Below are 23412 nucleotides of genomic sequence, written 5' to 3' on the forward strand. Positions count from 1 at the left end.
CGATGTTGCAAATTTAATTGAATTTAGGAGTTCCACTCACCATGTCACAAGCCTTTGACGTTGCCGTTCTTGGCGCCACGGGTCTGGTTGGCCAGACTATGATCGAAATTCTGGAGCAGCGGAAGTTTCCAGTGAAGACACTTTATCCGCTGGCCAGTAAACGCTCGGCGGGCGGTACCGTGACTTTTAAAGGTGAAGAAGTGGAAGTATTGGACGCAGACACCTTTGATTGGTCAAAAGCCCAATTCGGCTTCTTCTCTGCTGGCGGCAGTGTTTCAGAAGTTTACGCGCCGAAAGCGGGTGAAGCGGGTTGTATCGTTATCGATAACACCTCTCAGTTCCGTTATGAGCCAGATATTCCCCTTGTTGTACCAGAAGTTAACGGTCATGCTCTCGCTGATTTCCGTAACCGCAACATTATTGCTAACCCGAACTGTTCAACCATTCAGATGATGGTAGCGCTAAAGCCTATCCATGATGCTGTGGGTATTGAGCGCATTAACGTTTGTACTTATCAGTCTGTATCGGGTGCAGGTAAATCTGCAATGGAAGAGTTGGCGAAGCAAACCGCTGATTTGTTGAACTCACGTGCAATCACGCCAGAAGCGTTCAGCCGTCAAATTGCCTTCAACGTTATCCCGCAAATCGATGTGTTTATGGACAACGATTACACCAAAGAAGAAATGAAAATGGTGTGGGAAACCAAGAAAATCATGGGTGACGACAGCATTCTTGTGAATGCTACTGCTGTTCGTGTACCGGTTTTCTATGGTCACGGTGAAGCGATTCATATTGAAACTCGCCAACCAATCGACGCCGAAGCGGTTAAGCAGCTTCTCGCTGATGCACCAGGTGTAACGCTTCACACTGAACGCGAAGCTTTCCCTACACAGGTGAGTAGCGCGAGTGGAAACGACAGCGTTCACGTAGGTCGTATCCGCAACGATATTAGCCATCCAAATGGCATTAATATGTGGGTGGTGTCTGACAATATCCGTAAAGGCGCAGCGACGAACAGCGTACAAATCGCTGAGGCACTGATCCGCGACTACCTCTAAGTCCACAATTATTCGGCAGAAGGTAAAGGTCTTTTAGCTTCTGCCGATACCCCTTTATAGGAATTTTCTTCGTCCAACTAGATCGGGCAGACTAACTGGTTTATATTTTGTAGTATGCCGAGAGTGTGTTTCTCGACCAGAGGCCGCACTGGAGCGTTATTTGCATTAAACAGGGCAAATAATGACAAACTAGCCCTATTAGCAGATGAGAGCCAAATATCTGTCAGTAACTAGGCTTGCATTATCAAGGCAAAAAATTAAATAAGAACAAAGTTTTGTTGGTCGGTAATCGGTTCGGAATTTCGCAAGAATATCGTCAACTGCGTCAACGCATTGAATCGCCGCCGCTTGGGGACAAATAGGAACGCTATGAAATTGCATTTAACGGGATGGTTAGTTGTGGCGCTGGTGTTATTAGCGCCGGTTAATACCATTTTCGCTAAAGAACAGGTAACGCAGTTGCGTGGGCCTAAAAACGCAACAAACCAATATTCGGGGGCGGTTTACGGGCCAATTGACTCAGCCGATACCCTGTGGCGCATCGCCAGCCGTTATAAACAAAATCAAAACCTCTCTGTTTATCAAGTTATGGTGGCTATTTACGAGCTTAACCCTAACGCGTTCGAGAAAGAAAACCTCAATTTGCTTGTGAATGGTTCGATGCTGAAGTTACCCAGTGATCGGTACATTGCACGTATAGACCCAGAACGAGCAAAACAAAAAGCAGAGCAAGACGAAGCGGCGTGGGCATTGATGGAAGGCCAACCCGGAGCCAGCTTACAAAATTTGAAACCCGCAATTCCCTTAGTTAATCGCAACGACCTCAACACCACTAAAGGGGAGCTAGAAGCGCAGCTCAATGCGCTAGATGCAGAACAAACTCGCCAGTTTGATGAATTGCGTCAACAATTTGCCACTTCGATAGATTCTATCGAAGCACTCATACAGAACAATCAGACGCTGTATGATCGCCTCGATAAAATTAATGAAGAATTAGCAGACTTCCGCAGCCGGGTAGACGATGACGTTCAGCCTAAGGTTGATGAACAACTTGCGTTGCAGCGAGAGTTGTTAAATCTCATTCAAGAAGAGCGTGCGAAACAAGCGGCTGAAGCCGAAAACTCCTTTGTTAAGAAACTAACCTCACCCACAGCACTGATTATTGAGTCTTCGATTGCCACATTGTTGCTATTGGGAGGCTTGGGGTATTGGCTTCTTAAACGCAAGTCTGATGATGAGGTGCCAGAGCCAGTAGCGCCGCCAATACAAACCACAGACAACGATATGACGTTGGACGATGAGCCGATAGCGGATCTGTCCTCTGCTCTTGAAGACGAATTAGACACCGGCGATTTGTCTGACGATGAACTGTTTAATGATGATGACTTACTCGATGATGTGTTATCGACTGAGTTAGAAGACTCGTTGGAAGAAGAATTAGAGTCGTTTGCTGACCTCAGCGATGACATGTTGGTACCTGACGAAAAAGAAGACGAGAACTTTGAACAGGGTGACGACGCGTTAGCACAAAACGATTTAGACAGTTTGTTCGACGATGAAATGGACGTTGATGATGACGACATTTCAGCGTTAGATGGCATCGACCTTTCGGGTGAGGAAGAAAGCGACGATACTGATTTGTTGGGAAGTGACGACGACTCAGCGGCGTCAGAAGAGGACGCGTTATCGGCCTTAGTTGACGAAGATGATGATTCAAGTGCGTTGGCATCTTTGGACGACAGTGACGATGATTCGTCTATTCCTGACCCCAATGAAGAACAGGATACCGATGATTTTGTTACCACAGATTCAGTTGAGTCATTAGACAGTGAAGTACCTGATTCGCTGGATGATAGCGACGATAGTGACCAACTTATTCAAGAGTCGGCTGACAGCAAAGCGGAAATTACGCCAGTTGAAGACGAAGAAGACACACCTGAGATTAGCATTGATGATTTATTGGAGCAAAACGCGCCATCATCGGTATCAGAATCACTTGGTTTAGGCAGTGAGCATGTTGATGAAGATATGTTGGGTAAACTTGACTCTGAGATTCATCAACAAAACGAAGAATTAGATCGGATTACCGATAATATGCTCAATGAAATTGAGCAGCTCGAAATGATGGGCGTATTAGGCGAAGAGTTTGATGAGGACGCTGATGATAGCGATGAATCTGATGACGTTATCAATACCGACGCAGCGCCTGGTGAGCAAGCCATTCAAAGCCTAGATGCTATTGTCGAAGATCTTGAAGAGATTGACGTTGAAGACATGGCTAACGCCGATGAATTCGAAGATCCATTGTCAGATGAGCTGTTGGCAGAGCTACAAGCTGAACTGCCAGAAGAAGACGATGATGCGCTTATCCCTGAAGTAGCGGAGCCAGAACAGAGCGGGCTAAACGATGACTTGTCCGATGACGCATTGGAAGACGACGCGCTAACCGACGAGTTATTGGCTGAGCTGGAAAGCGAAGTGGGTGATGAGCCAACAGAAGATCCCCTCGACTCTTTGAGTGATGAACTGTTAAATGAATTGGAAGCTGAGTCTGCAGAGGCTGAAGCTGAAGAATCGGCCCCAGTTGATGATATTGATAGTTTACTTGACGAAGCCGCGTTGAGCAGCGAGCAAGCCGATGAGCAAGATTCTCTCAGCGATGAGCTTTTAAGCGAGTTGGAAAATGAGCTGGAAGACACATCTTCAGAAGACGTGACAGAGCTTGACGAACTCGATAGCTTGTCAGACGACCTGATTGCTGAATTAGAGAGCACCGACTCACCAGACAGTGACGAGTTAATAGATGAAGCGGCTGATACGGGTGACGATGATCTTGACGAACAGGCATTGTCAGAAGAAGTTAGCAATGAAATGGATGCCTTTTCCGACTCTGTTGAAGCACAAGACGCAGAAGTGGAAGAAGGGCCAGAGTCGTTAACGGATGATACCGAAGAAGCATGGGATTCAATTGAATTTGAGCAAGATGAGACTGAGCTAGACTCAGACTCAGACTCAGACCCAGAGTTAGACGCTGAACCTGCTGCTGATAACAATGAACAAGAAACGTCTTCGTTACCTTCTGACGAAGAACTCGCAGATTATGCCAATACGGTAAGTGACGATGAGTTCACACTTGAAGAATCTTCCGACTTGCCGGATTCATCAGAGCCTTCTGATCTACAGCAATCGCCAGAGGAAGAAGGCGATGTTGAAGAGGATGTGTCAGTATCGGTTGAAGACCTTTCAGGTGAAGATAACCCAAGTCACGACCCCCTTGACGACGCATTAGCTGAATTTGATGAAGCCTTGATGGAAGATATTCCGGCGTTTGGTGCTGATGCACTGGCGCCAGAAGACACCTCGGCTGACGCAAATAACAATGATGATTTTGACGACAGTATTCTCGATGAAGCGCTTGATGATATTGACGATTTTTCGTTAGAGCAAGAAGTCGACGGCGTTGTCGCTGAAGACAAGGTGCCAGAAGCTGCGAATAGCGATAGTGATGATAGCTTAGCCGATTTGCCTGGGTTGGATGATTGGCTGGGTGGCGCTGATGACACGGATGCTAAATCACAGGAAGAGATAGACTTTTCAGAGCCAGATCCAGAGCCAGAGCCAGAGCCAGAGCCAGAGTCTGATGGCAAAGACGATGCCCTGATGGCAGATCTAGACGACGCTGATTTTGATGAGTTACTGGCGTCTATGGCTGATGACCTGCCCGAAGTGCCGAAAGAAATTGAAGCTGATGAAGCGCGTTTCCAAAGAGAAAACCCTGACCTTGATCTTGCCGCTCTGTTTAATGAACCTGAGGGCGAAAACGAGCAGGCTAGCGAGAGCGAAGACGAGTTTGTCGACGTTGAATCTTTGCTGGATGAGAGCTTTGACGAAGATGATGTTTCTCTCGACGACGCAGATTTAGATTTGGATGTGTCTTTGTCTGAGTTTACCGGTGTCAGTGATGATGATGATATTATCGACGTAGATAAAGACGCGGGGGCCAGTGCCAGCTTAGATTTAGCCCGAGTCTACATGGAAATGGATGACCCGACAGCCGCTGCTGAGTTATTGCGTGAAGTTATGCAGACCGGCAGTGATGAACAAAAGGTCGAAGCGAGCAATTTACTCGAACAGCTCAATAAAGCGTAATTGGGGCCGAGGACAATAGCAAAAGCCAGGTGCGACAAAATCACCTGGCTTTTTTGATCGCCTTACGCTTGCTCCGATGGTAACGTGTTGTGCCTATTAGTCATTTAGTGTTAAGGCGGCAACGGTATGAAAGCAGATTTTTGGCACAACAAGTGGGAAAATAAAGAGATTGGTTTTCACCACCCAGAAGCAAACCCTTTACTCACCCAGCATTTTTCATACTTAAACCTTTCTCCTGGCAGCCGTGTCTTCATTCCTCTATGTGGTAAGACTCTCGATATTGCCTGGTTACTCGCGCAAGGTATGCGTGTAGTGGGCGCAGAATTAAGCCAAATTGCTATAGATGAGTTATTTACAGAATTAGCTGTTACACCCACGATTACACCCGTCGGAGAGCATCTGCACTACCACGCTGACGGCATTGATGTGTACGTGGGTGATATTTTTTCTCTGCAACAAGGTACCTTAGGGCAGATAGATGCAGTTTACGACCGCGCAGCATTAGTGGCGTTACCTGAGTCTATGCGTGAGCAATATACGGCACAGATAGTGGCTTTAACAGGGGCAGCAGCCCAGTTGTTGATCACTTTCGAATACGACCAGCAGCGCATGCCGGGCCCGCCTTTTAGTGTGGTTAACGATGAAGTTTATGCTCACTACCACAGTGTGTACGACATTCAATCAGTGTATTTTGCGCCCTTGGAAGGAGGGTTGAAAGGCAAAGTGCCTGCACAGGAGCGGGTGAGTATACTGACAAAAACGCCCAGTTGATTACAAAACTGGGCGTGTGTTTTTACGTAAAAACGCGGGCTAGAAACTGAAGGTGGTACCGATTTGGGCAACTACCCGCGCGTCTGCTGTGTTCATATCCATATTGGTGTCTTCAGCGGCGAGGGTAAAGTTAACTTGCTTGTAGCTTGTTTGGTACGCCACACGCCAGTGGTAGTAACTGGCTTCAGAATCCCAGCTCCAACGCGCGGTATTCATGCTGTGAGAGCGGTCGATACTCACGCGGATTGTATGCCCAGGAGCGACTTCTACCGAGTGAGCCAGCATCACAATAGCGTGCCCGACATCGAGGCCAAAATAGTCCCAACTGTACCAGAAGTTAACTTCTGATGTGCCTAGTGCGTTGGCGTAATTAAACTTGGCGTAAATTTCAGGATAATTGTAGTCGCTGCTATAACCCGCGCCATGATATGAGTAGTAAGCAATACCAGCATCAAGCCCAATATCATCAGTCAACTGGGTGTAATATCCAGCATAGCCGTCCCATTCGATATCGGTGTCATCGGAAGCACCAAAATCGACGTTTGAAGCCCAAGTGCCAGCATACCAACCCGCATCATCGCTATAGTCTATACTCGCCTGCAGCGCTGGATCGTTTTGTGTTTGGCTAACGCCATTGAAGGTGTAATCAGACACAAATTGCCAGCTGGTAGACCATGCAGCATCTGCGTGATTACCTAGCCCTGAACCAATAAAGGCAAGAGAAATAAATGTCGAAGTGAAGATAGCTTTTTTCATTAATTCAATGTCTCTATTTTAGTGAAATCAATTTTGTTTTCTTTGGGTGATGCTTGGATGTTGTTGACCTTGGTGGCCTTACTCACAAGCATGTAACCTGCACAGGCAAAGAACAGGGCAATAACGAGTGCGCCTACCCATTGGATTTGCAAAAAGTCGAGTTTAAATAACAGTGTGAGCAAGCTCAGTGCGGTCAGGTTGCCAAGTAGGTATTTTGTCTTGCCAAAGCGTTTTACCGTAATGTTCAAATTGTCTGTATACAGGCGAACTAATGAATCCAGAGAATTGATGACAAAGGTAATGCCCACAATGGCCATCACTAGGTTGTACAAACCACCGGTTTCCAAGCCATTGGCGTGGTAGTAATACAGAACCGAAAACCAAACCGCAATGGGAATAGAAGGTACAATCAACATGGCAGCCAGTACTTGATAAGTGCGTAAACCACCGACAAAACGCGATGTAAATTGCCCAATCATGATGCTCCATGCGAACCACCAGAACAGATAAAATTCGTGATAGTCGTTGAGCGGTAGTAAGAAGTGTTCAATGTTGCCAAAGTATTCGCCGTACAAGCTAAGCGTATTTACAAACTGGCCCACAGAGCCGCCGTCACCTAAAAACGCACCAGCCCACATTAACGCGATGAGGCCGATAAACAACCATGTGGTCGACAAACTGAGAATACGCACATATTTGAGGTTGGTACTGGAATACACAGAGGCGCAAATTACCGCAAACACGATGGCGTAGAAAACGCCTTCACCTGCGTCACTTTCTCCAAGCTCTGGTAAGTACCAGGGGAGGTTAGCGAGCAGCAAATATGCGGTAAACGCACAAGTGCCGATTATCACAACATTGTTAATGAACTTGACCCAAGGGATCTCGAAAAACTTAACCCTTGGCTCAATAACACAGAAGTAAAAACAGGTGAGAAAGTAAAAACTCCAAATCAAGAAGCCCCAAAAGCCAAACTCGATTGCTAGTGGGTTAGCAAAGCTGTACTCCGGACTGGTTGCCACATCGGCATAGCCACTGAATTCAGTGAGCGGAAACATGATGAGCCCCACATCTAACCCAGAGGTAAAAAGTATGGCTACAAATGTGAAGGTGCGAACGGGTGTAATACCTACACACTTAATTCGCCCCCATTTCAATAAGATAAATGCAATAGATGCATAGGTAAAAATCAGCCCTGCAGATAGCCAGGTTGTCATGATTACTCCCTATTTTTTTGTTTAAGTTCGTTGCAAATAGTGCTCGACTCACCTTTAGGTAACGTGTGGTTACAAGGGAAACAGATCTTAAGTATGGCCACATTGCTTAGCAGCAGGGTGGCGATAATTAAACTCTGTACGAGCGTGGTGTTGGCGGGCAGCCTAGTTCGGTTTTGCCCGCTGTTTTTGTTGCCAATCGTTTTCCATAACGACAGGCGTTTCTGTTGCAGGCTCACATGTAGGCTTGCCCAAAATAAGGTCGGCAGCTCGCTCTGCCACCATAATGGTCGGGGAGTTCAAGTTGCCATTGGGTATAGTTGGGAAGATGGATGAGTCCACCACACGCAGCCCCTCAATCCCATGCACTTTGGTTTGTGGGTCGACCACAGCCATGCTGTCGGTGCCCATCTTGCACGAACAAGAAGGGTGATAGGCGCTTTCCACATTTTGACGTACAAAAGCGTCGATTTCTTCGTCACTTTGTACCTGAATTCCGGGTTGAATTTCTTCGCCTCGGTACGGAGACATTGCGTCTTGCCCAATAATTTCGCGTGTTAAGCGAACGCAATCTCGGAAGCCTTCACGATCAGCTTCTTCCGCGAGATAGTTAAATTGGATTTGCGGTGCCACGGTTGGGTCGTTTGACACAACATGCACATGGCCGCGACTTTTGGGTTTATTGTGGCCAATATGCACTTGAAAACCGTGGCCATTGAACGCACTTTTGCCGTCATAGCGCATTGCTGCGGGCAAAAAGTGGTATTGTAAATCTGGCCATTCAACACCGGCTTTGGAGCGAATAAAACCGCAGGATTCAAAGTGATTTGTTGCACCTAGCCCTTTTTTACTCAAGATCCAACGTACGCCTATTTTTAATTTATTCCACCAATCGAGCTTGCCATTTAGGGTGATGGGCTGCGTACACTTGAACTGAAAATAGAATTCCAGGTGGTCTTGCAAGTTTTTCCCTACGCCCGGTAAAGCGTGTTTTACCTCAATATTGGCTTGTTTTAGTACATCTGGGTCGCCTATGCCTGACAATTGGAGTAAGTGTGGCGATCCTATTGAGCCAGCAGACAAAATGACTTCTTTTGCGAAGTAAGCCTCTGTTTTACCGTTTTGAGATAGCTGTACACCTTTAGCCGTGGTGCCATCTAATAACACTTTTTCGACTAATGCGTGAGTGATGACGGTTAGGTTTTTCCGTTCCATCGCAGGGCGAAGATAGGCGTTAGCCGTTGACCAGCGCACACCGTTTTTAACCGTCATGTGCATAGGGCCAAAGCCTTCTTGCAATGCGCCATTGTAGTCTTGTGTTTCAAAGTAACCGGCTTCCGTGCCCGCTTTTATAAAGGCGGTATAAAGCGGGTTTTCCATGTTATTACCATTGTTGGTAGCAAGAGGGCCGGTATCGCCACGGTAGTCATCACCGCCGAACGCCCAAGTTTCGGCGCGTTTAAAATACGGCAAACAATGAGCGTAATCCCAGTTTGTCGCGCCGTGTTGCTCCCATTCGTCAAAATCTTTAGCGTGACCGCGTACATAAACCATGCCGTTGATCGAAGAAGACCCCCCGAGCACACGTCCACGAGGGCAGTGCATACGGCGATTGTCTAAATGTGGCTCCGGTTCGGTTTCAAACTGCCACGCATACTTGCTGCTATTCATTGGAATAGACAGCGCGGTGGGCATTTGAATAAAAATACTTTTATCACTGCCGCCATTTTCAATGAGCAATACCTTGTGCTCGCCGCTTTCTGTTAAGCGGTTGGCTAACACGCATCCAGCAGAACCCGCACCAACAATAATATAATCAAATTCGTTCATTCGACCTCCAATGATTAAAACGGGCTTTCAAGTGGTGACATACCCACGTAAACGGCTTTTGTTTGGGTATAGTGATGCAGGGTTTGCATGCCGTTCTCACGCCCAATACCCGATTGCTTATACCCGCCAACAGGCATTTCAGCTGGCGACGCGCCATAGTTATTGATCCAGCAGATACCTGCATCGATTTGATGTATCACTCGATGTGCTCGGGTAATGTCTTGGGTGAAAACCCCTGCGGCTAAACCGAATTCAGTGGCGTTGGCACGGGCAATGACTTCGGCCTCGTCGTCAAAGGTGAGCACGGCCATCACAGGGCCAAATATTTCTTCTTTAACAATGGTCATGTCGTCGTGACAGTGGGTGAATATAGTGGGCGCGACAAAGTAGCCGTCAGGTGCCGATGCAGGTGATAAAGCGTCACCGCCACACACTAGTGTTGCGCCTTCGTCTTTGCCTTTCTGAATGTAACTGAGTACCAATTCGTAGTGTTTCTTGGAAATCAATGCCCCTAGATTGGTGTCTGGGTGCATGGGGTCTCCAGCAATAATATTTTGCTCGGTACGCGCTTTGAGCTTGGCCATAAATTGGTCGAATATCGCGCTGTGCACAAACACGCGAGTGCCGTTGGTACAGATTTCACCTTGAGTATAAAAATTGCCAAGCATGGCTGCTGAAACCGCGTTGTCGATGTCTGCATCGTCAAAAACGATAAGCGGAGATTTACCGCCAAGTTCCATCGTTACGTCTTTCAAGGTTGAGGCAGCACTTGCCATGACTTTTCGCCCGGTTCCCACTTCACCCGTGAAGGATACCTTGGCAATGTCTGCATTTGCGGTTAGCCATGCGCCCACTTTTCCATCGCCTTGCACAACATTGAATACGCCTGCCGGGACACCCGCTTCGATAAAAATTTCTGCAAGTTTTATTGCGCCCAACGGGGTTTCTTCCGACGGTTTAAAGATCATGGCATTGCCACAGGCAAGGGCAGGGGCCGATTTCCAACACGCAATTTGCAATGGGTAATTCCACGCGCCAATACCGGCACAGATACCGAGTGGTTCTTGGCGGGTGTAATAAAAATCGCCGCCTAAATCTTGTTGGTGGCCTTCAATACTCGGGGCTAGGCCTGCAAAAAATTCAATGCTGTCAGCGCCCGTGACCACATCGACTACCGATGCTTCTTGCCAAGGCTTTCCGGTATCTAGCACCTCAATTTCAGCTAGTTCATCATTGCGCTCTCGCAATAACGCTACAGCCTTGAGTAAAATTCGGCTGCGGGCCATACCGCTCATGCTTTTCCACGCTTCGAAGCCTTTTTTCGCACTCTCGATAGTAGCCTCTTGTACCTTTTCGCAGGCGACTTCTACTTTGTAAGCTAATTTACCTGTGGCTGGGTTGATGACATCGAAGGTTTCACCCGTGCTGTTAGCAAGGGCTTGGCCGTGTACGAAGTTTTGATAAGTGGTCGTCATTAAAAGCTCCGAAAAATTATTGGATTAACGTGGCAATAAAGTGTTTACACAGGCGTTCACTGTGATCGAAATCGGGTGTTGTTTTTTGGCTCAACGCACTGCGGAGCCAAAAACCGTCGATCATTGCTGCTGTGGCCTGTGCGGCCTCGTTTGCCTGTTCTTTAGGTAATAATTGTTTGAACGAATACCGCAAGTTACTTAATAAACGGCGGTTATTAATATGCTGTAAGCGCGCTAACGCTTTGTTGTGCAGCGACTGTTCCCAAAAACTTAACCATGCTTTTGTGGCAGGCTGGGACCGTTGAAAATAACTGAAGTTACTTTCTACGATAAGGTCTAGCCGTTCTCGAGCCGTTACCGTTCTACCTGCTGTGAGGTCGATCAGGCTCTGATTTAACTGATCGAGTAGGTAACGTACTGTCGCTTCAATCAGTGGCTGTTTACCACCAAAGTAGTGATTAATAATACCCGACGACAAACCGGCTTTTTTGCTGATTGTTGTGATTGTTGTTTGGTACAAACCAAACTCATCTATCGACGCAAGTGTGGCTTCAATAAGCTGCTGCTTGCGTATCGGTTTCATTCCAACTTTAGGCATATTTTTATTAATTGACCGTTCAATTAAAATAAATGCTAATAGTTTGAGTTGAAATTATCAACCCCTATGATCTGGTGTGTTGTATATACGAGTGGCTCAGTTTCACTTTGTTTTTTGTTGTATGTTGCTGTAGTGAAAGGGGTATTTCAACTGGGGTTGATTGATATATTAATTTTAGTTGAATTTAATTATCTGGGGTTGAAGGCGGTTTTTGAACGGTTTTTGTATGTTGAGAAACCAATTGAACACGATTGATGTGAGGAATGTTTCACCTACTGGTGGCAGTGACTTCGGTGAAAGTGGGTTTATTTACGCGCAGTTGCGGTACTATTTATTGGTATACTGTATAAAATTGAAATAAAAAACAAACACAAAGAGATGTCTCTATGATAAAAATAATCACAAAAAGCCTGTTATTGTTGAGTGTTCTAAGCAGTGCCGCGTTTGCCAACACGCCGCGATTAACACTCGAAGAAGCAAACCGGCTGGCTGCAATGCCTTTACACTGTACCCAAGTAGAATACCCCAATAAATTGAATCAGGTATTAGCCGATGAGGCGCAACTCAAAGGGCCGAAATCTTTACATCCCGCTTTTTTCGGTTGCTTTGATTGGCACTCTAGTGTGCACGGGCACTGGATGATGGTGAATTTACTACGCCATTTTCCCAACGTGGAAAACCAAGGGCAGATTCGTGCGACATTGCGAAGTAATATTACCCAAGCCAATATCGAAGCAGAAGTGGCTTATTTTCATCAACCCTATAACTCGACATATGAGCGCACTTATGGATGGGCCTGGCTGTTAAAATTAGCGGAAGAATTGCACCTTTGGGACGACCCTTTAGCGCGGGAGCTTGAGCATAATTTAGCTCCGCTGACAGCGCTAATGGTGATGAATTTTAAAACCTTTTTGCCCAAGTTAATTTACCCCATTCGTACCGGTGAGCATCCGAATACCGGATTTGCGCTCTCGCTGGCTTATGATTTTGCCAACACTACGCAGCATACTGAACTGGCTGCACTCATTGAGAAACGTGCGAATGACTGGTTTAGTCAAGACAAACAATGCCCGTTGAACTGGGAGCCTAACGGCTTCGATTTTCTGTCACCGTGTTTTGAAGAGCTTGATATAATGCGCAAAGTATTGAAACCAGCATCCTTCGAGAAGTGGGCGCATGGTTTTCTACCTCAATTGGCCGACAAGACATTTGTATTAACCCCAGCACAAGTGGCAGACCGCACAGACGGCAAACTTGTGCACCTCGATGGACTTAATTTTAGTCGAGCATGGGTGTTGTATGGGTTAGTGAATCAATACCCAGCAAAATACGCACACTTGCGAACGATTGCTGACGCTCATGTGCTGCATTCATTGCCGACCATTGTCGACAATAATTATGAAGGGACCCACTGGCTGGGGAGTTTTGCGGTGTATGCGCTACAGCAGGGCGGTGAACTGAAGTAGTGAGAAGCAGGGTGACCAGGTTACTGATTGGTCACCCGTGTTTGTTTGCTAGTTACAGTTTAAAATTAGACAAGTCTTGTTTAATACTCGCACTTAACGCGTCGAGTTGATTACTCAAATCTCCCACACCTGCCGCATTGTGAGTCACTTGTGTGGTAATGGTGTTGATCGACACCACTTTCTGGCTGACATCTGCCGTGACCGCATTTTGTTCTTCTGTTGCTGTTGCCACTTGGGTATTCATGTCATTAATTTCTTGAATGTCACGAATGATAGTCTCAAGTGCTTCTATGGCTTGCGCAGACTCGTTGATCGTGTTTGCCAGCGACTCTCTGGTGGTCAACATTTGTTGGTTAGCACCTTCAGAAGCGGTTTGCAGGTCGTTGATGATCCCTTCAATTTCTTCTGTAGAATCTTGCGTTCGTTGAGCCAGAGCGCGTACTTCGTCAGCAACAACGGCAAAGCCTCTTCCTTGTTCTCCTGCACGTGCCGCTTCAATAGCGGCATTCAATGCCAGCAAATTGGTTTGCTCGGCAATCCCTTTAATTACAATCAGTACAGTATTGATATGGTCGCTTTTTTCTTTCAGCGCGAGGATAGTGTCGGCGGTGGTGCCAATGCGGTCGCCCAAGGTATGAATTTCATTCACTGTTTTCTGTACTACCTGATTGCCAGATAAGGCAAGTGCATTACAGTTTTGAGTTTTCTCTGACGTGAGATGAGCGTTCTGTGACACTTCTTGTGTCGCCATCGACATTTGATCAAGGGCAGTGGCGACTAATTCAATCTCTCGCAATTGCTGTTGAGTTTCTTGTTTATTGCTGTCTGCGTTAGATTTAATTTTGTCTGAACATTGCGACAACGCATCGGCCGAACCGACGATACCTTGTACCAGGTGGTGAAGGTTTGAAACGAACCTGTCAAACCCTTGAGCTAACTCGCCAACCTCGTCGCGCGTTCGGATGTTTAAACGTTTCGTCAAATCCCCACCGCCTTGGGCAATGTCTTTCATCGCCGCAGAAACAACCTGAATTGGCTTGATCACATAATGTGTTAACACCGCCCAGTTTGCAGCTTGTAGCGTGACCACCAAGATAATAGCGATGAGCACAAGCATTGTTTTGGTGGCCCCGAGTAGGGCGTCGTTACTGTCTAAACGATAGGCGATTTGTACGTAACCAACTTCGCGTTTTCCGCCCCACACAATGTTCACTTTGGTTAGCTTAAGTGCATCGCTATTTGGGCGAGACTCCGACTCTTGTGCTTGACCAATTGGCTTGTCGCGGTGGTCAAAGGCTCGAATTTCATGAATATGTGGGTATTGCACAAAGGATTGCAGAATATTCTCTGTCAGTTCGGTGTCGTAAGAAAATATAGGCTCTTGTAAAACAATGGAAAGCGCGTGATTGGTGTCTTGCATTTGCTTATTTAATTGGTCTGCAAAATAACTCTTTGCCATTAAGTAGCCAATAGTAAAAACAATCAACATGACGACGATAGAGACTAACGACAACGCCAACATGGATTTTTGCTTTATTGAGTGCATGATAATTTCATCCGTATACAACTTTTAACGAGTATGAGAAAAACAACTTTAGAGCTTACTGACGTCAAGCCAGAACTCTTTGCGGTCGGTAGGCGTATCTGGGTGCAGAGCAGGGTTGTCGACACGAAATACGGTACGGTGCGCTAAATCGGCTTTTTCTAGTACGTCTTTGATCATGGGGTGATTAAAAAACAGCGCATCAAAGCTGCCATCTTCAATCGCCTTTTCAAACCCCGTATAAATGAGGTTGTAAAGGCGTTTGTTGTTTTTATTGACATAGAAGTGCATGGCGTGGGGGTACACCAGCATAATGTTTTTATCCACCACCAGGTCGAGGTCTTTGTGGGCATCTACTTCAATAAAAGGTTCGTGTAGAGCGCGAGGAAAGTAATCAAAGCGCTTGCCTTCCAGCATGGGAAATAAATTGTCGTATTTGATGGTGGTGATGGTGGGAATATGTGCCGATTTCAAAATGGCGGTATCGCCCCAAAAGCGCCCTTGACCCGCTTCGAGTTGTTGCAGTTCAGCGAAGGTTTTGATTTGTGCAAATTTGTCTTGGTCTTCACGGTTGATAATAAAAATACGATGACCAAGCAAGCCTTTCAAAATGGGTATACGTATCGCTAATAAGCGTTCGTCTTTGTCTTTTGCCGCGCCAGCCCACATTACATCTAACGACCCAGACTCAACTTCTACGACAAGCTGTGCTTCATTCAGGCTTTCGGAGTGATGCTCATATTGTGTATTGGGTGCACTTTTACTCAGAGCCAGTTTCAGTACCTGAAACACAAGATCTTCTTTGTCGCCCTCTACTTTATTAATGTGGAGTGTTTGTTCAGCGGCTTGTGCAAATACAAAAGGCGTTAGCATGCACACTGCAACAAGCAATGAGGAAACACGAATTCTTAACATGGCAATGGCTACCTCTCTTCCATGTTGGTGAGAACGTATAACCTAAAATAGTTATACATTCAGTCTGTAAGGTAAATGATTTGTTAATCTCAATGATGCGAGAAATATGCTCGAAAGTAAATCAAAATGTAGACTTAAGGTTATGATTTAACTGAGTCAAAAGACGTTTGTTATGGCGAAGGGGAGCAAAATATCAGCTGAGTGAATAAAAATCGTCTGACTTTTAAATGTTAACAAGAACGATAGATTATAGGCTAAAAGGGTAATCGTTTACCTTGCTGTGAAACAAAACAAGCGCAATATCTAAGGGAAATGGTTGATGCTAGCAAACTGGCGGTGATGCGATGTGATGTCGGCGAAAGCATGCAAAAATACACCATGGCGTGTTGTATGCCATGGTGTCATTTAATCACATAGGCTTGGCAGTTATTGTTGCGGGGCAGTACAAGAGTCAGTATCGATACCAATTTCCGAAATATAAATACCGTCTTTGCCGTAATACCGGTAGACCATGGTAACGCCCAGCGAGATCATCGGCTTGAGTTGAGGGTTGCTGCAAATAGTGCTCAACACATTCTCGTCGATAAGGGCGTCGAGCTGAGCCGCGTTAATGTCGTTAGCGGCATAATTGACCAAGGTGTTGTTGTAAATCATCATGGTGTTAATGGTTTGCACCGTATCTAAGCGGGTTTCTTCATCCAGCGTCATTGGCAGTGCGCTTGTCATTTGCTGAACCGCTTCATTTAATTGCGCCGCCACTGCGCGTTCTTCGGCAGAAAGCACAAGAGTACCGTGCTCAATCGCCATTGCAGGCATTGACATAAGTGCGCAGAGCGCGAGTGTGCGTCTCATAGTTTGTCCTTTTTCATTATTATTACGTGATGCATTGTTGCGCTAACCCCTGAATGAGTCAATCTTGTTTCGCGAGGAGTGATTGCCAGTGCTTTCTCTCGTGGTAAACTGTCGCTTTTGTTGTTAAAGGTAGAATGAATGGCTCGTATTGCGTTGGGGATAGAGTACGATGGTGCATCGGTATATGGTTGGCAACGTCAACGAGAAGTGCCGAGCGTCCAAGAGTATCTCGAAAAAGCGTTATCTTCCGTTGCGAATACACCCATTGAAGTGCAATGTGCTGGCAGAACCGATGCTGGCGTGCATGCCACTGGTCAAGTTGTTCATTTTGAATGCGATGCTATTCGACCAGAAAAGGCGTGGACTTTGGGGGTTAATGCTAATTTACCCAATTCTATTGCGGTAACCTGGTGCAAAGAAGTTCAAGACGACTTTCACGCAAGGTTCTCTGCCACCGGAAGACGTTATCGTTACGTGATATTTAATCACAGAACACGACCTGCAATTCATCATCATGGCGTCACTCACGTACATCGTGAATTAGACGTTAGCCGAATGCATCAAGCGGCACAGGCATTGCTCGGTGAACAAGACTTTACTTCGTTTCGCGCTGCACTATGCCAGAGTAAAACCCCGTTTAGAAATGTGACCCGTGTAGATGTAACGAGGCAAGGACGTTATGTGATCATTGATATCGCCGCCAATGCGTTTTTGCATCATATGGTAAGAAATATCACCGGCTCACTGATTGAAATTGGGGCAGGTGAAAAGCCGATAGAGTGGATCGCGGAACTCTTGGCGGTAAAAGACCGTTCTCAAGCCGCAGCAACGGCTAAGCCAAACGGTTTGTATTTGGTCGATGTAGATTACCCTGAACAGTATGGGTTACCCAGACAACCGTTAGGGCCATTATTTGTACCCGATTAATACGGCATAACGGGGAATTTCTCGTTGTGGCGTTGAAAAATCGCCTATTTGCCTAAATGTTGTGCAAGACTCCACTTCTAAGACCAGTTTTTGTTTTTTAGTCTTTGGTAGAGTATGGTCTAATGTCGCACACATATTTGGCGAGCGCATTGCACGAACAAAACAAGTAAGCAGACGCCAGAATGACAGAACTGAATACAAGGAAATCTCTAGCATGAGCTGGATTCAAAAAATTCTTCCACGCACACAAACGTCAACCAAAGGTAACGTACCTGAAGGTATTTGGACCAAGTGTGGGTCGTGTCAGGCTGTGTTGTACAAATCTGATTTGGAAAAACAGCTTGAAGTGTGTCCTAAGTGTGACCATCACATGCGTATTAGCGCACGTCGCCGTATCGATAGTTTTCTCGATGCAGGTGAGCGCGTTGAATTGGGCGCCAACTTTGAACCTCAAGACGTATTGAAGTTTAAAGACTCAAAACGCTATAAAGACCGCATTTCAGCGGCGCAAAAATCCACTAATGAAAAAGATGCACTCGTGGTTATGCAAGGCAAGCTTAAAGGTATGCCTGTTGCAGTCGCTTGCTTCGAGTTTGCGTTTATGGGTGGGTCAATGGCGTCGGTTGTTGGTGCGCGTTTTGTTGCCGCAGTGAATGCGTGTCTTGAACACAATATGCCGCTTATCTGCTTCTCCACCAGTGGTGGTGCGCGTATGCAAGAAGCCTTACTGTCGTTGATGCAAATGGCGAAAACGTCCGCAGCATTAGCGAAAATGAGTGAAAAAGGCTTGCCTTACATCTCTGTATTGACCGACCCAACAATGGGTGGTGTATCTGCGAGTCTAGCAATGCTGGGCGACATCAATGTGGCAGAGCCTAAAGCATTGATTGGTTTTGCTGGCCCTCGTGTTATTGAACAAACCGTTCGCGAAACCCTGCCCGAAGGCTTCCAGCGCAGTGAGTTTTTACTCGAAAAAGGCGCTATTGATATGATTGTTGATCGCAGGGAAATGCGTGATAAGCTTCACGGCTTGTTAGCTAAATTACATCGCCCGAACTAAGTGACTCAACAAACTATTCCCACTGTGCCAAGCGAACGTACGTTGGCGCAGTGGCTTGCTTATCTAGAATCTATTCATCCCACCGCCATTGATATGGGGCTCGACCGAGTAAAACAGGTTGCGTCGCGTTTATCACTGCAATTTCCGAATACCCGAATTATTATCGTTGGTGGCACCAATGGTAAGGGCACAACCTGCGCTTTTTTAGAGACCGCATTAATGCGCCAAGGAGCGAGGGTTGCGGTGTACAGCTCTCCACATTTAATAGATTACCGTGAGCGTGTGCGCTACCAAGGAAAAGTGCTTGAAGAGCAGGCGTATTGCGACGCTATGGTTGAGGTGGAGCAGACCCGAGGCGAAGTATCACTGACGTATTTCGAGTTTGGTACACTTGCAGGTATGGTGATGATGAAGTCACTGGCGCCTGATTATATTTTGCTAGAGGTTGGCTTGGGCGGCAGGTTAGACGCCACCAATATCCTCGACCACGATATTGCCGTACTGACGAGTATTGGTTTAGATCATCAAGACTGGCTCGGTGATACACGGGAATTAATTGGCAAAGAAAAAGCAGGTATTTTTCGTGCTAATAAGCCAGCCATTATTGGTGAACCTGATGTACCTTTTACGGTTAGCGATTATGTGACAGAAGTAGGGGCACGTCCCGTTTGGCGTGGTAGCGACTTTGCCCACGATGGAGAGGGTGATAAGTGGTCTTGCACTATAAATGGCACCACATTCGAAGATTTACCGCGCGCCCACATCCCGCACCAGAATATTGCTACTGCTTTGGCAACGCTGAAGGCATTAGGTGTTGAGACCGATCGCGATGAACTCATTGAATGTATTCAGCACACTAAATTAGCAGGCCGACGACAAACACTCGCGCTGGAACCTCTCACCATCGCTGATGTGGCGCACAATCCTCATGCGACTGTCGCACTGCGGCAATGGCTGAGCCAATTTAATTATCAGCGATTGCACTTTGTGGTCGGGATGTTGTCTGACAAAGCCAGAACGGAAACATTGGCGCCGCTGCTAGACCTCAATGCAAACTGGTACTTTGGGGCAACCCAAGGGCCACGAGGTTTAAGCGGGCAAGCATTGGCCGATTGTCTACCTGACACCCAAGTGGCTAAGGTTTATCCATCTATGTGCGATGCATTCGCAAAGGCTAAAGACGCGGCGGAAAAAAATGATATGATAGTGGTATTTGGTTCCTTTCTCTCGGTCGCGGAGATATTGGAAACCCAAGCGTAATCGTATCAACGTAGACGAGGAAAAGCTTTGGCAAGCGCGTTACAAAACAGATTGGTCGGCACTGTTATTATTGTGGCATTAGCCGTTATTCTGCTGCCTGATTTTTTAGACGGTAAAAAAGTGACAAACGAAGATGTGTTTGTCACGGTACCCACACCGCCGGCAAAAAAGCCTATTTTAACCCCTGAACCCTTTCCTGAATCGCGTGTTGTGAATGCAGCACAAAGACCCGTTGAAGTCGTTGAAGAACGCCCAGTGGACGAAACTCCACTGAACGACGCCGCTGGGCAAGCCAATGATATTTTGGCCATGGCCACCACGGAAGAAGACGATTTAGCGAGTCAAACCGTCATTGATAAGCCTGAGGTCGACAGGGAAGAAGGGGCTGGTTGGGTGATTCAGCTTGGCAGTTTCCGACACCAAAAAAATGTCAAACAACTACTAAACAAGCTCGAAAGCGCTGGCTATCGAGCATTTAGCCGCCCGATTCAAACCAGTTCAGGGTTGCTGACTAAAGTGTTTGTTGGGCCGGAGCTAGACAAAAAGAAACTTGAGGCAGCGTTGCCGCACTTGTTAGAGGTGACGAACCTGAAGGGCAAAGTAACTGAATTTAAAGTAGAATAGCGAGCATTAGGCTCGCTTTTTTTTACTGGCAAGATATTTCTACAATTGGTATTTTGGTCAAGTGCGTGAGCACGAATCGGCGCTGGTAATCGCATAGACTTCTGGTAGAATGCGCGCCAGTTCAACAGTCGGGTACACAAATTGTACGATGTACACGACCTAATCTTACTTAGCAGGTAACCGCAACGACTATGAACTGGCTTGATTTTGCCATTCTCGGCGTAATTGCTCTTTCTACCCTTATTAGCTTAGTCAGAGGGTTTGTCAAAGAGGCCATATCTCTAACAGTATGGTTTGCTGCGCTTTTTATCGCTAGTCAGTTCTACGCTGATTTGGCTGTCTACTTCACCCGAATTGAAGATGAAATTATTCGCAATGGTGCGGCTATTGCTGCGCTATTTGTTGCTACACTCATTCTTGGCGCATTGGTGAATCACGTTATCAGCCAATTAGTGCAAGCAACGGGGCTGTCAGGCACAGACCGAGCGTTAGGCGCGGTGTTTGGCGCGTTGCGCGGTGTATTAATTGTGAGTGCATTGTTGTTCTTTATGGACACGTTTACATCTGCTGCTCAATCTGAGTGGTGGGCTGGGTCACAATTAATTCCTGAATTTGCAGTCATTATCGAGTGGTTTTTCACCTACGTGAAAGATAGCTCAAGTTTTTTAGCCGATTTAAATAGGTAACTCAGATGTGTGGTATTGTCGGAATTGTAGGTAAAACACCCGTTGCGCAGTCGTTGTATGACGGCCTAACAGTGTTGCAACACCGTGGTCAGGATGCCGCTGGTATCATGACTATTGATGAGGGCATGTTTCACTTACGCAAAGCCAACGGTCTGGTACGCGACGTGTTCCACACACGTCATATGAAACGTCTTACGGGTAATATGGGAATTGGCCATGTGCGCTATCCCACTGCCGGTACATCAAGTTCGGCTGAAGCTCAGCCATTCTATGTGAACTCGCCTTTTGGTATTGCCTTTGCCCACAACGGCAACTTAACCAATGCGCAAGACTTACAACAAGAAGTGTTTCGCATTGCGCGCCGCCACATCAATACCACCTCTGACTCAGAGTTATTGCTGAATATTTTCGCTCATGAATTACAAAGCTGTACTGAACTGACTGTATCGGCAAAAGATATTTTCCGCGTTGTCACGAATGTTCACAAGAAAATTCGTGGTGCTTACGCCGTGGTTGCTGCCATCATCGGTCAAGGTATTGTTGCGTTTCGTGACCCACACGGAATTCGTCCACTGGCGTTAGGTAAGCGCATTACCGAAGTTGGCGAAGAATACATGGTCGCGTCAGAAAGCGTTGCGCTAGATGCAGTCGGCTTTAAATTTATTCGTGACGTAGCGCCGGGTGAAGCGGTTTACATTACTGAAAACGGCGACTTGTTCACTCAACAGTGTGCCGAAGCACCGGTAACGTCGCCGTGTATTTTCGAATTTGTGTATTTTGCTCGCCCTGATAGCTTCATCGACGGTATTTCGGTTTACGCGAGCCGCGTTAACATGGGCCGTAAACTTGGCGAAAAAATTAAACGTGAGTGGGCTGATTTAGATATCGACGTGGTGATCCCCATTCCTGAAACATCAATGGATGTGGCGTTACAGATTGCGAATACCATTGGTTTGCCATACCGCCAAGGTTTTGTGAAAAACCGTTATATCGGCCGTACCTTTATTATGCCGGGCCAAACCATGCGTAAAAAATCGGTACGTCGTAAACTCAATGCAATTTCGTCGGAGTTTAAAGGTAAAAACGTGTTACTCGTAGATGACTCTATCGTACGCGGAACGACCTCTGGCCAGATTATCGAAATGGCACGTGAATCTGGTGCGAAAAAGGTGTATTTCGCATCTGCGGCACCAGAGATTCGTTTCCCCAACGTTTATGGTATCGACATGCCTTCAGCAAACGAGTTAATTGCTTACGGCCGTGAAATTGACCAAATTTCTGACCTTATCCAAGCTGACGGGCTAATTTTCCAAGACATCGAAGATCTAGTACAAGCGGTACAGGAAGAAAACCCGGAAATTAAGCGTTTTGAAACATCAGTATTCGACGGCAACTATATTACCGGTGACATTGACCAAGCGTATTTGGAAAACATTGATTTAGCTCGCGGTGAAAGTGCGCGCAATGCGCCAGTCGTGCAAGCAGAATTGACTAATCTTGATGTTCACAACATGGACAGCTAATACCGTATTGGTTTACTGAAATAAAAAACGCGCTTATTAGCGCGTTTTTTATGATGGTTCATTGTTCGTTAAAGCGAAAAGATAGGCCCAACACGTACGCTCCACACAATAACACCCGCAGCAACAAGAATAATCATCAGCACAAGCGCACAAGCAACAACCGAGCTGGTATAGACCAGCGTCATTTCTCGTGGAATATGCATGAGTATGGGTACGCCAGCAAACAACAGATACACCGAATAAGCGACGCCAAGCACCGCAGCACTTGCTACAAACCACAAAGAGGGATAAAGCCCAGACAACCCCACCAACAGTAAAGGCGTGGCCGTGTAAGCCGCAAGCCCAATAGATTGAGACAAGCTAGTTGGTCTGTCGAAGGTGCCGGATAGCTCCCTTATCAGCAAACCTAAAAGTACAATGCTGGCAAGTAAACCTACGTATAGCGCAACGCCCATCACCAAAGATTTTTGGTGAGAAAACACGACTGCGTCGCCATTATCCAGGCGCCAACCTATTGATGAACTTGCATAATAAAAAACGACAGCAGGTATCAACGCAACAATTGCGAGGTGCGACAGTGGTGAAATCGAGCTTTCGCGATTCTCTTCAACTGAGCGCCACTCAGATTTTGGGTGGGTATAAAAGCCCACTAAATGATTAAGCATCATAAGCTTCCCCGACATGGAAAATGAGGTGACCGAAAAA

Annotated in this window: 19 protein-coding genes; 10 read left to right on the forward strand and 9 right to left on the reverse strand. The window is 46.5% G+C overall.

Translation table 11 applies throughout. The features are described from left to right. Positions 1-41: 41 nt before the first annotated feature. From ACXAH6_RS12510 to tmpT, 3 genes are all read left to right on the forward strand, one after another. Positions 42-1058: an aspartate-semialdehyde dehydrogenase gene (locus ACXAH6_RS12510; protein ID WP_474877288.1), complete on the forward strand. Its 1017-nt coding sequence runs from the start codon at positions 42-44 to the stop codon at positions 1056-1058. A 369-nt stretch (positions 1059-1427) separates the two neighbouring features. Beyond that, positions 1428-5207: a FimV/HubP family polar landmark protein gene (locus tag ACXAH6_RS12515; RefSeq protein ID WP_474877290.1), complete on the forward strand. Its 3780-nt coding sequence runs from the start codon at positions 1428-1430 to the stop codon at positions 5205-5207. A 126-nt stretch (positions 5208-5333) separates the two neighbouring features. Beyond that, positions 5334-5978, forward strand: coding sequence for a thiopurine S-methyltransferase (gene tmpT / locus ACXAH6_RS12520; protein WP_474877292.1), 645 nt, complete (start codon positions 5334-5336; stop codon positions 5976-5978). A gap of 39 nt (positions 5979-6017) precedes the next feature. Here tmpT and ACXAH6_RS12525 read toward each other — a convergent pair whose 3' ends face one another. The 5 genes from ACXAH6_RS12525 to betI form a co-directional block, all read right to left on the reverse strand. Further along, positions 6018-6734: a TorF family putative porin gene (locus tag ACXAH6_RS12525; protein WP_474877293.1), complete on the reverse strand. Its 717-nt coding sequence runs from the start codon at positions 6732-6734 to the stop codon at positions 6018-6020. Next, positions 6734-7951: a BCCT family transporter gene (locus ACXAH6_RS12530; RefSeq protein WP_474877295.1), complete on the reverse strand. Its 1218-nt coding sequence runs from the start codon at positions 7949-7951 to the stop codon at positions 6734-6736. The genes ACXAH6_RS12525 and ACXAH6_RS12530 overlap by 1 nt, the downstream gene beginning before the upstream one ends. Before the next feature lie 162 nt (positions 7952-8113). Then, complete coding sequence (gene betA / locus ACXAH6_RS12535; RefSeq protein WP_474877297.1) at positions 8114-9778, reverse strand: choline dehydrogenase; 1665 nt, start codon at positions 9776-9778, stop codon at positions 8114-8116. 14 nt (positions 9779-9792) lie between these two features. Next, complete coding sequence (gene betB, locus ACXAH6_RS12540) at positions 9793-11253, reverse strand: betaine-aldehyde dehydrogenase (RefSeq protein WP_474877298.1); 1461 nt, start codon at positions 11251-11253, stop codon at positions 9793-9795. A 16-nt stretch (positions 11254-11269) separates the two neighbouring features. Then, a complete protein-coding gene (betI, locus tag ACXAH6_RS12545; protein WP_474877299.1) occupies positions 11270-11851 on the reverse strand; it encodes a transcriptional regulator BetI in 582 nt (193 codons plus the stop codon). A 386-nt stretch (positions 11852-12237) separates the two neighbouring features. Between betI and ACXAH6_RS12550 the strand changes: the two genes are divergently transcribed. Next, positions 12238-13317, forward strand: coding sequence for a DUF2891 domain-containing protein (locus ACXAH6_RS12550; protein ID WP_474877301.1), 1080 nt, complete (start codon positions 12238-12240; stop codon positions 13315-13317). Between the two features lie 52 nt (positions 13318-13369). Here ACXAH6_RS12550 and ACXAH6_RS12555 read toward each other — a convergent pair whose 3' ends face one another. The 3 genes from ACXAH6_RS12555 to ACXAH6_RS12565 all read right to left on the reverse strand — a co-directional run bounded on the left by ACXAH6_RS12555 (position 13370) and on the right by ACXAH6_RS12565 (position 16627). Next, complete coding sequence (locus ACXAH6_RS12555) at positions 13370-14863, reverse strand: methyl-accepting chemotaxis protein (protein WP_474877302.1); 1494 nt, start codon at positions 14861-14863, stop codon at positions 13370-13372. A gap of 48 nt (positions 14864-14911) precedes the next feature. Next, positions 14912-15775, reverse strand: coding sequence for a diguanylate cyclase (locus tag ACXAH6_RS12560; RefSeq protein ID WP_474877303.1), 864 nt, complete (start codon positions 15773-15775; stop codon positions 14912-14914). 426 nt (positions 15776-16201) lie between these two features. Then, positions 16202-16627: a hypothetical protein gene (locus ACXAH6_RS12565; RefSeq protein WP_474877305.1), complete on the reverse strand. Its 426-nt coding sequence runs from the start codon at positions 16625-16627 to the stop codon at positions 16202-16204. 138 nt (positions 16628-16765) lie between these two features. Here ACXAH6_RS12565 and truA point away from each other — a divergent pair, with 138 nt between their 5' ends. The 6 genes from truA (at position 16766) to purF (ending at position 22707) form a co-directional block, all read left to right on the forward strand. Continuing rightward, the gene (gene truA / locus ACXAH6_RS12570; protein ID WP_474877306.1) at positions 16766-17554 is read left to right on the forward strand and encodes a tRNA pseudouridine(38-40) synthase TruA; all 789 of its coding nucleotides are present in this window, start codon (positions 16766-16768) and stop codon (positions 17552-17554) included. Positions 17555-17768: 214 nt separating this feature from the next. Then, positions 17769-18614, forward strand: a complete 846-nt coding sequence (gene accD, locus ACXAH6_RS12575) for an acetyl-CoA carboxylase, carboxyltransferase subunit beta (protein WP_474877308.1) — start codon at positions 17769-17771, stop codon at positions 18612-18614. Beyond that, entirely contained in the window at positions 18615-19874 is a 1260-nt protein-coding gene (gene folC / locus ACXAH6_RS12580; RefSeq protein WP_474877310.1) for a bifunctional tetrahydrofolate synthase/dihydrofolate synthase, read from the forward strand. A gap of 27 nt (positions 19875-19901) precedes the next feature. Then, on the forward strand, positions 19902-20498 hold the full coding sequence (locus ACXAH6_RS12585; RefSeq protein ID WP_474877312.1) for an SPOR domain-containing protein: 597 nt from the start codon (positions 19902-19904) through the stop codon (positions 20496-20498). 191 nt (positions 20499-20689) lie between these two features. Then, entirely contained in the window at positions 20690-21184 is a 495-nt protein-coding gene (locus tag ACXAH6_RS12590) for a CvpA family protein (protein WP_474877313.1), read from the forward strand. Positions 21185-21189: 5 nt separating this feature from the next. After that, a complete protein-coding gene (purF, locus tag ACXAH6_RS12595; protein WP_474877315.1) occupies positions 21190-22707 on the forward strand; it encodes an amidophosphoribosyltransferase in 1518 nt (505 codons plus the stop codon). A 68-nt stretch (positions 22708-22775) separates the two neighbouring features. On the opposite strand, the gene ACXAH6_RS12600 is transcribed toward purF, so the two are convergent. Next, positions 22776-23375 carry a Yip1 family protein gene (locus tag ACXAH6_RS12600; protein ID WP_474877317.1) on the reverse strand — a complete coding sequence of 200 codons (600 nt, stop codon included), beginning with the start codon at positions 23373-23375 and terminating at the stop codon, positions 22776-22778. Positions 23376-23412: the final 37 nt, after the last annotated feature.

It is taken from the genome of Alteromonas sp. ABE4_545, from assembly GCF_056161325.1.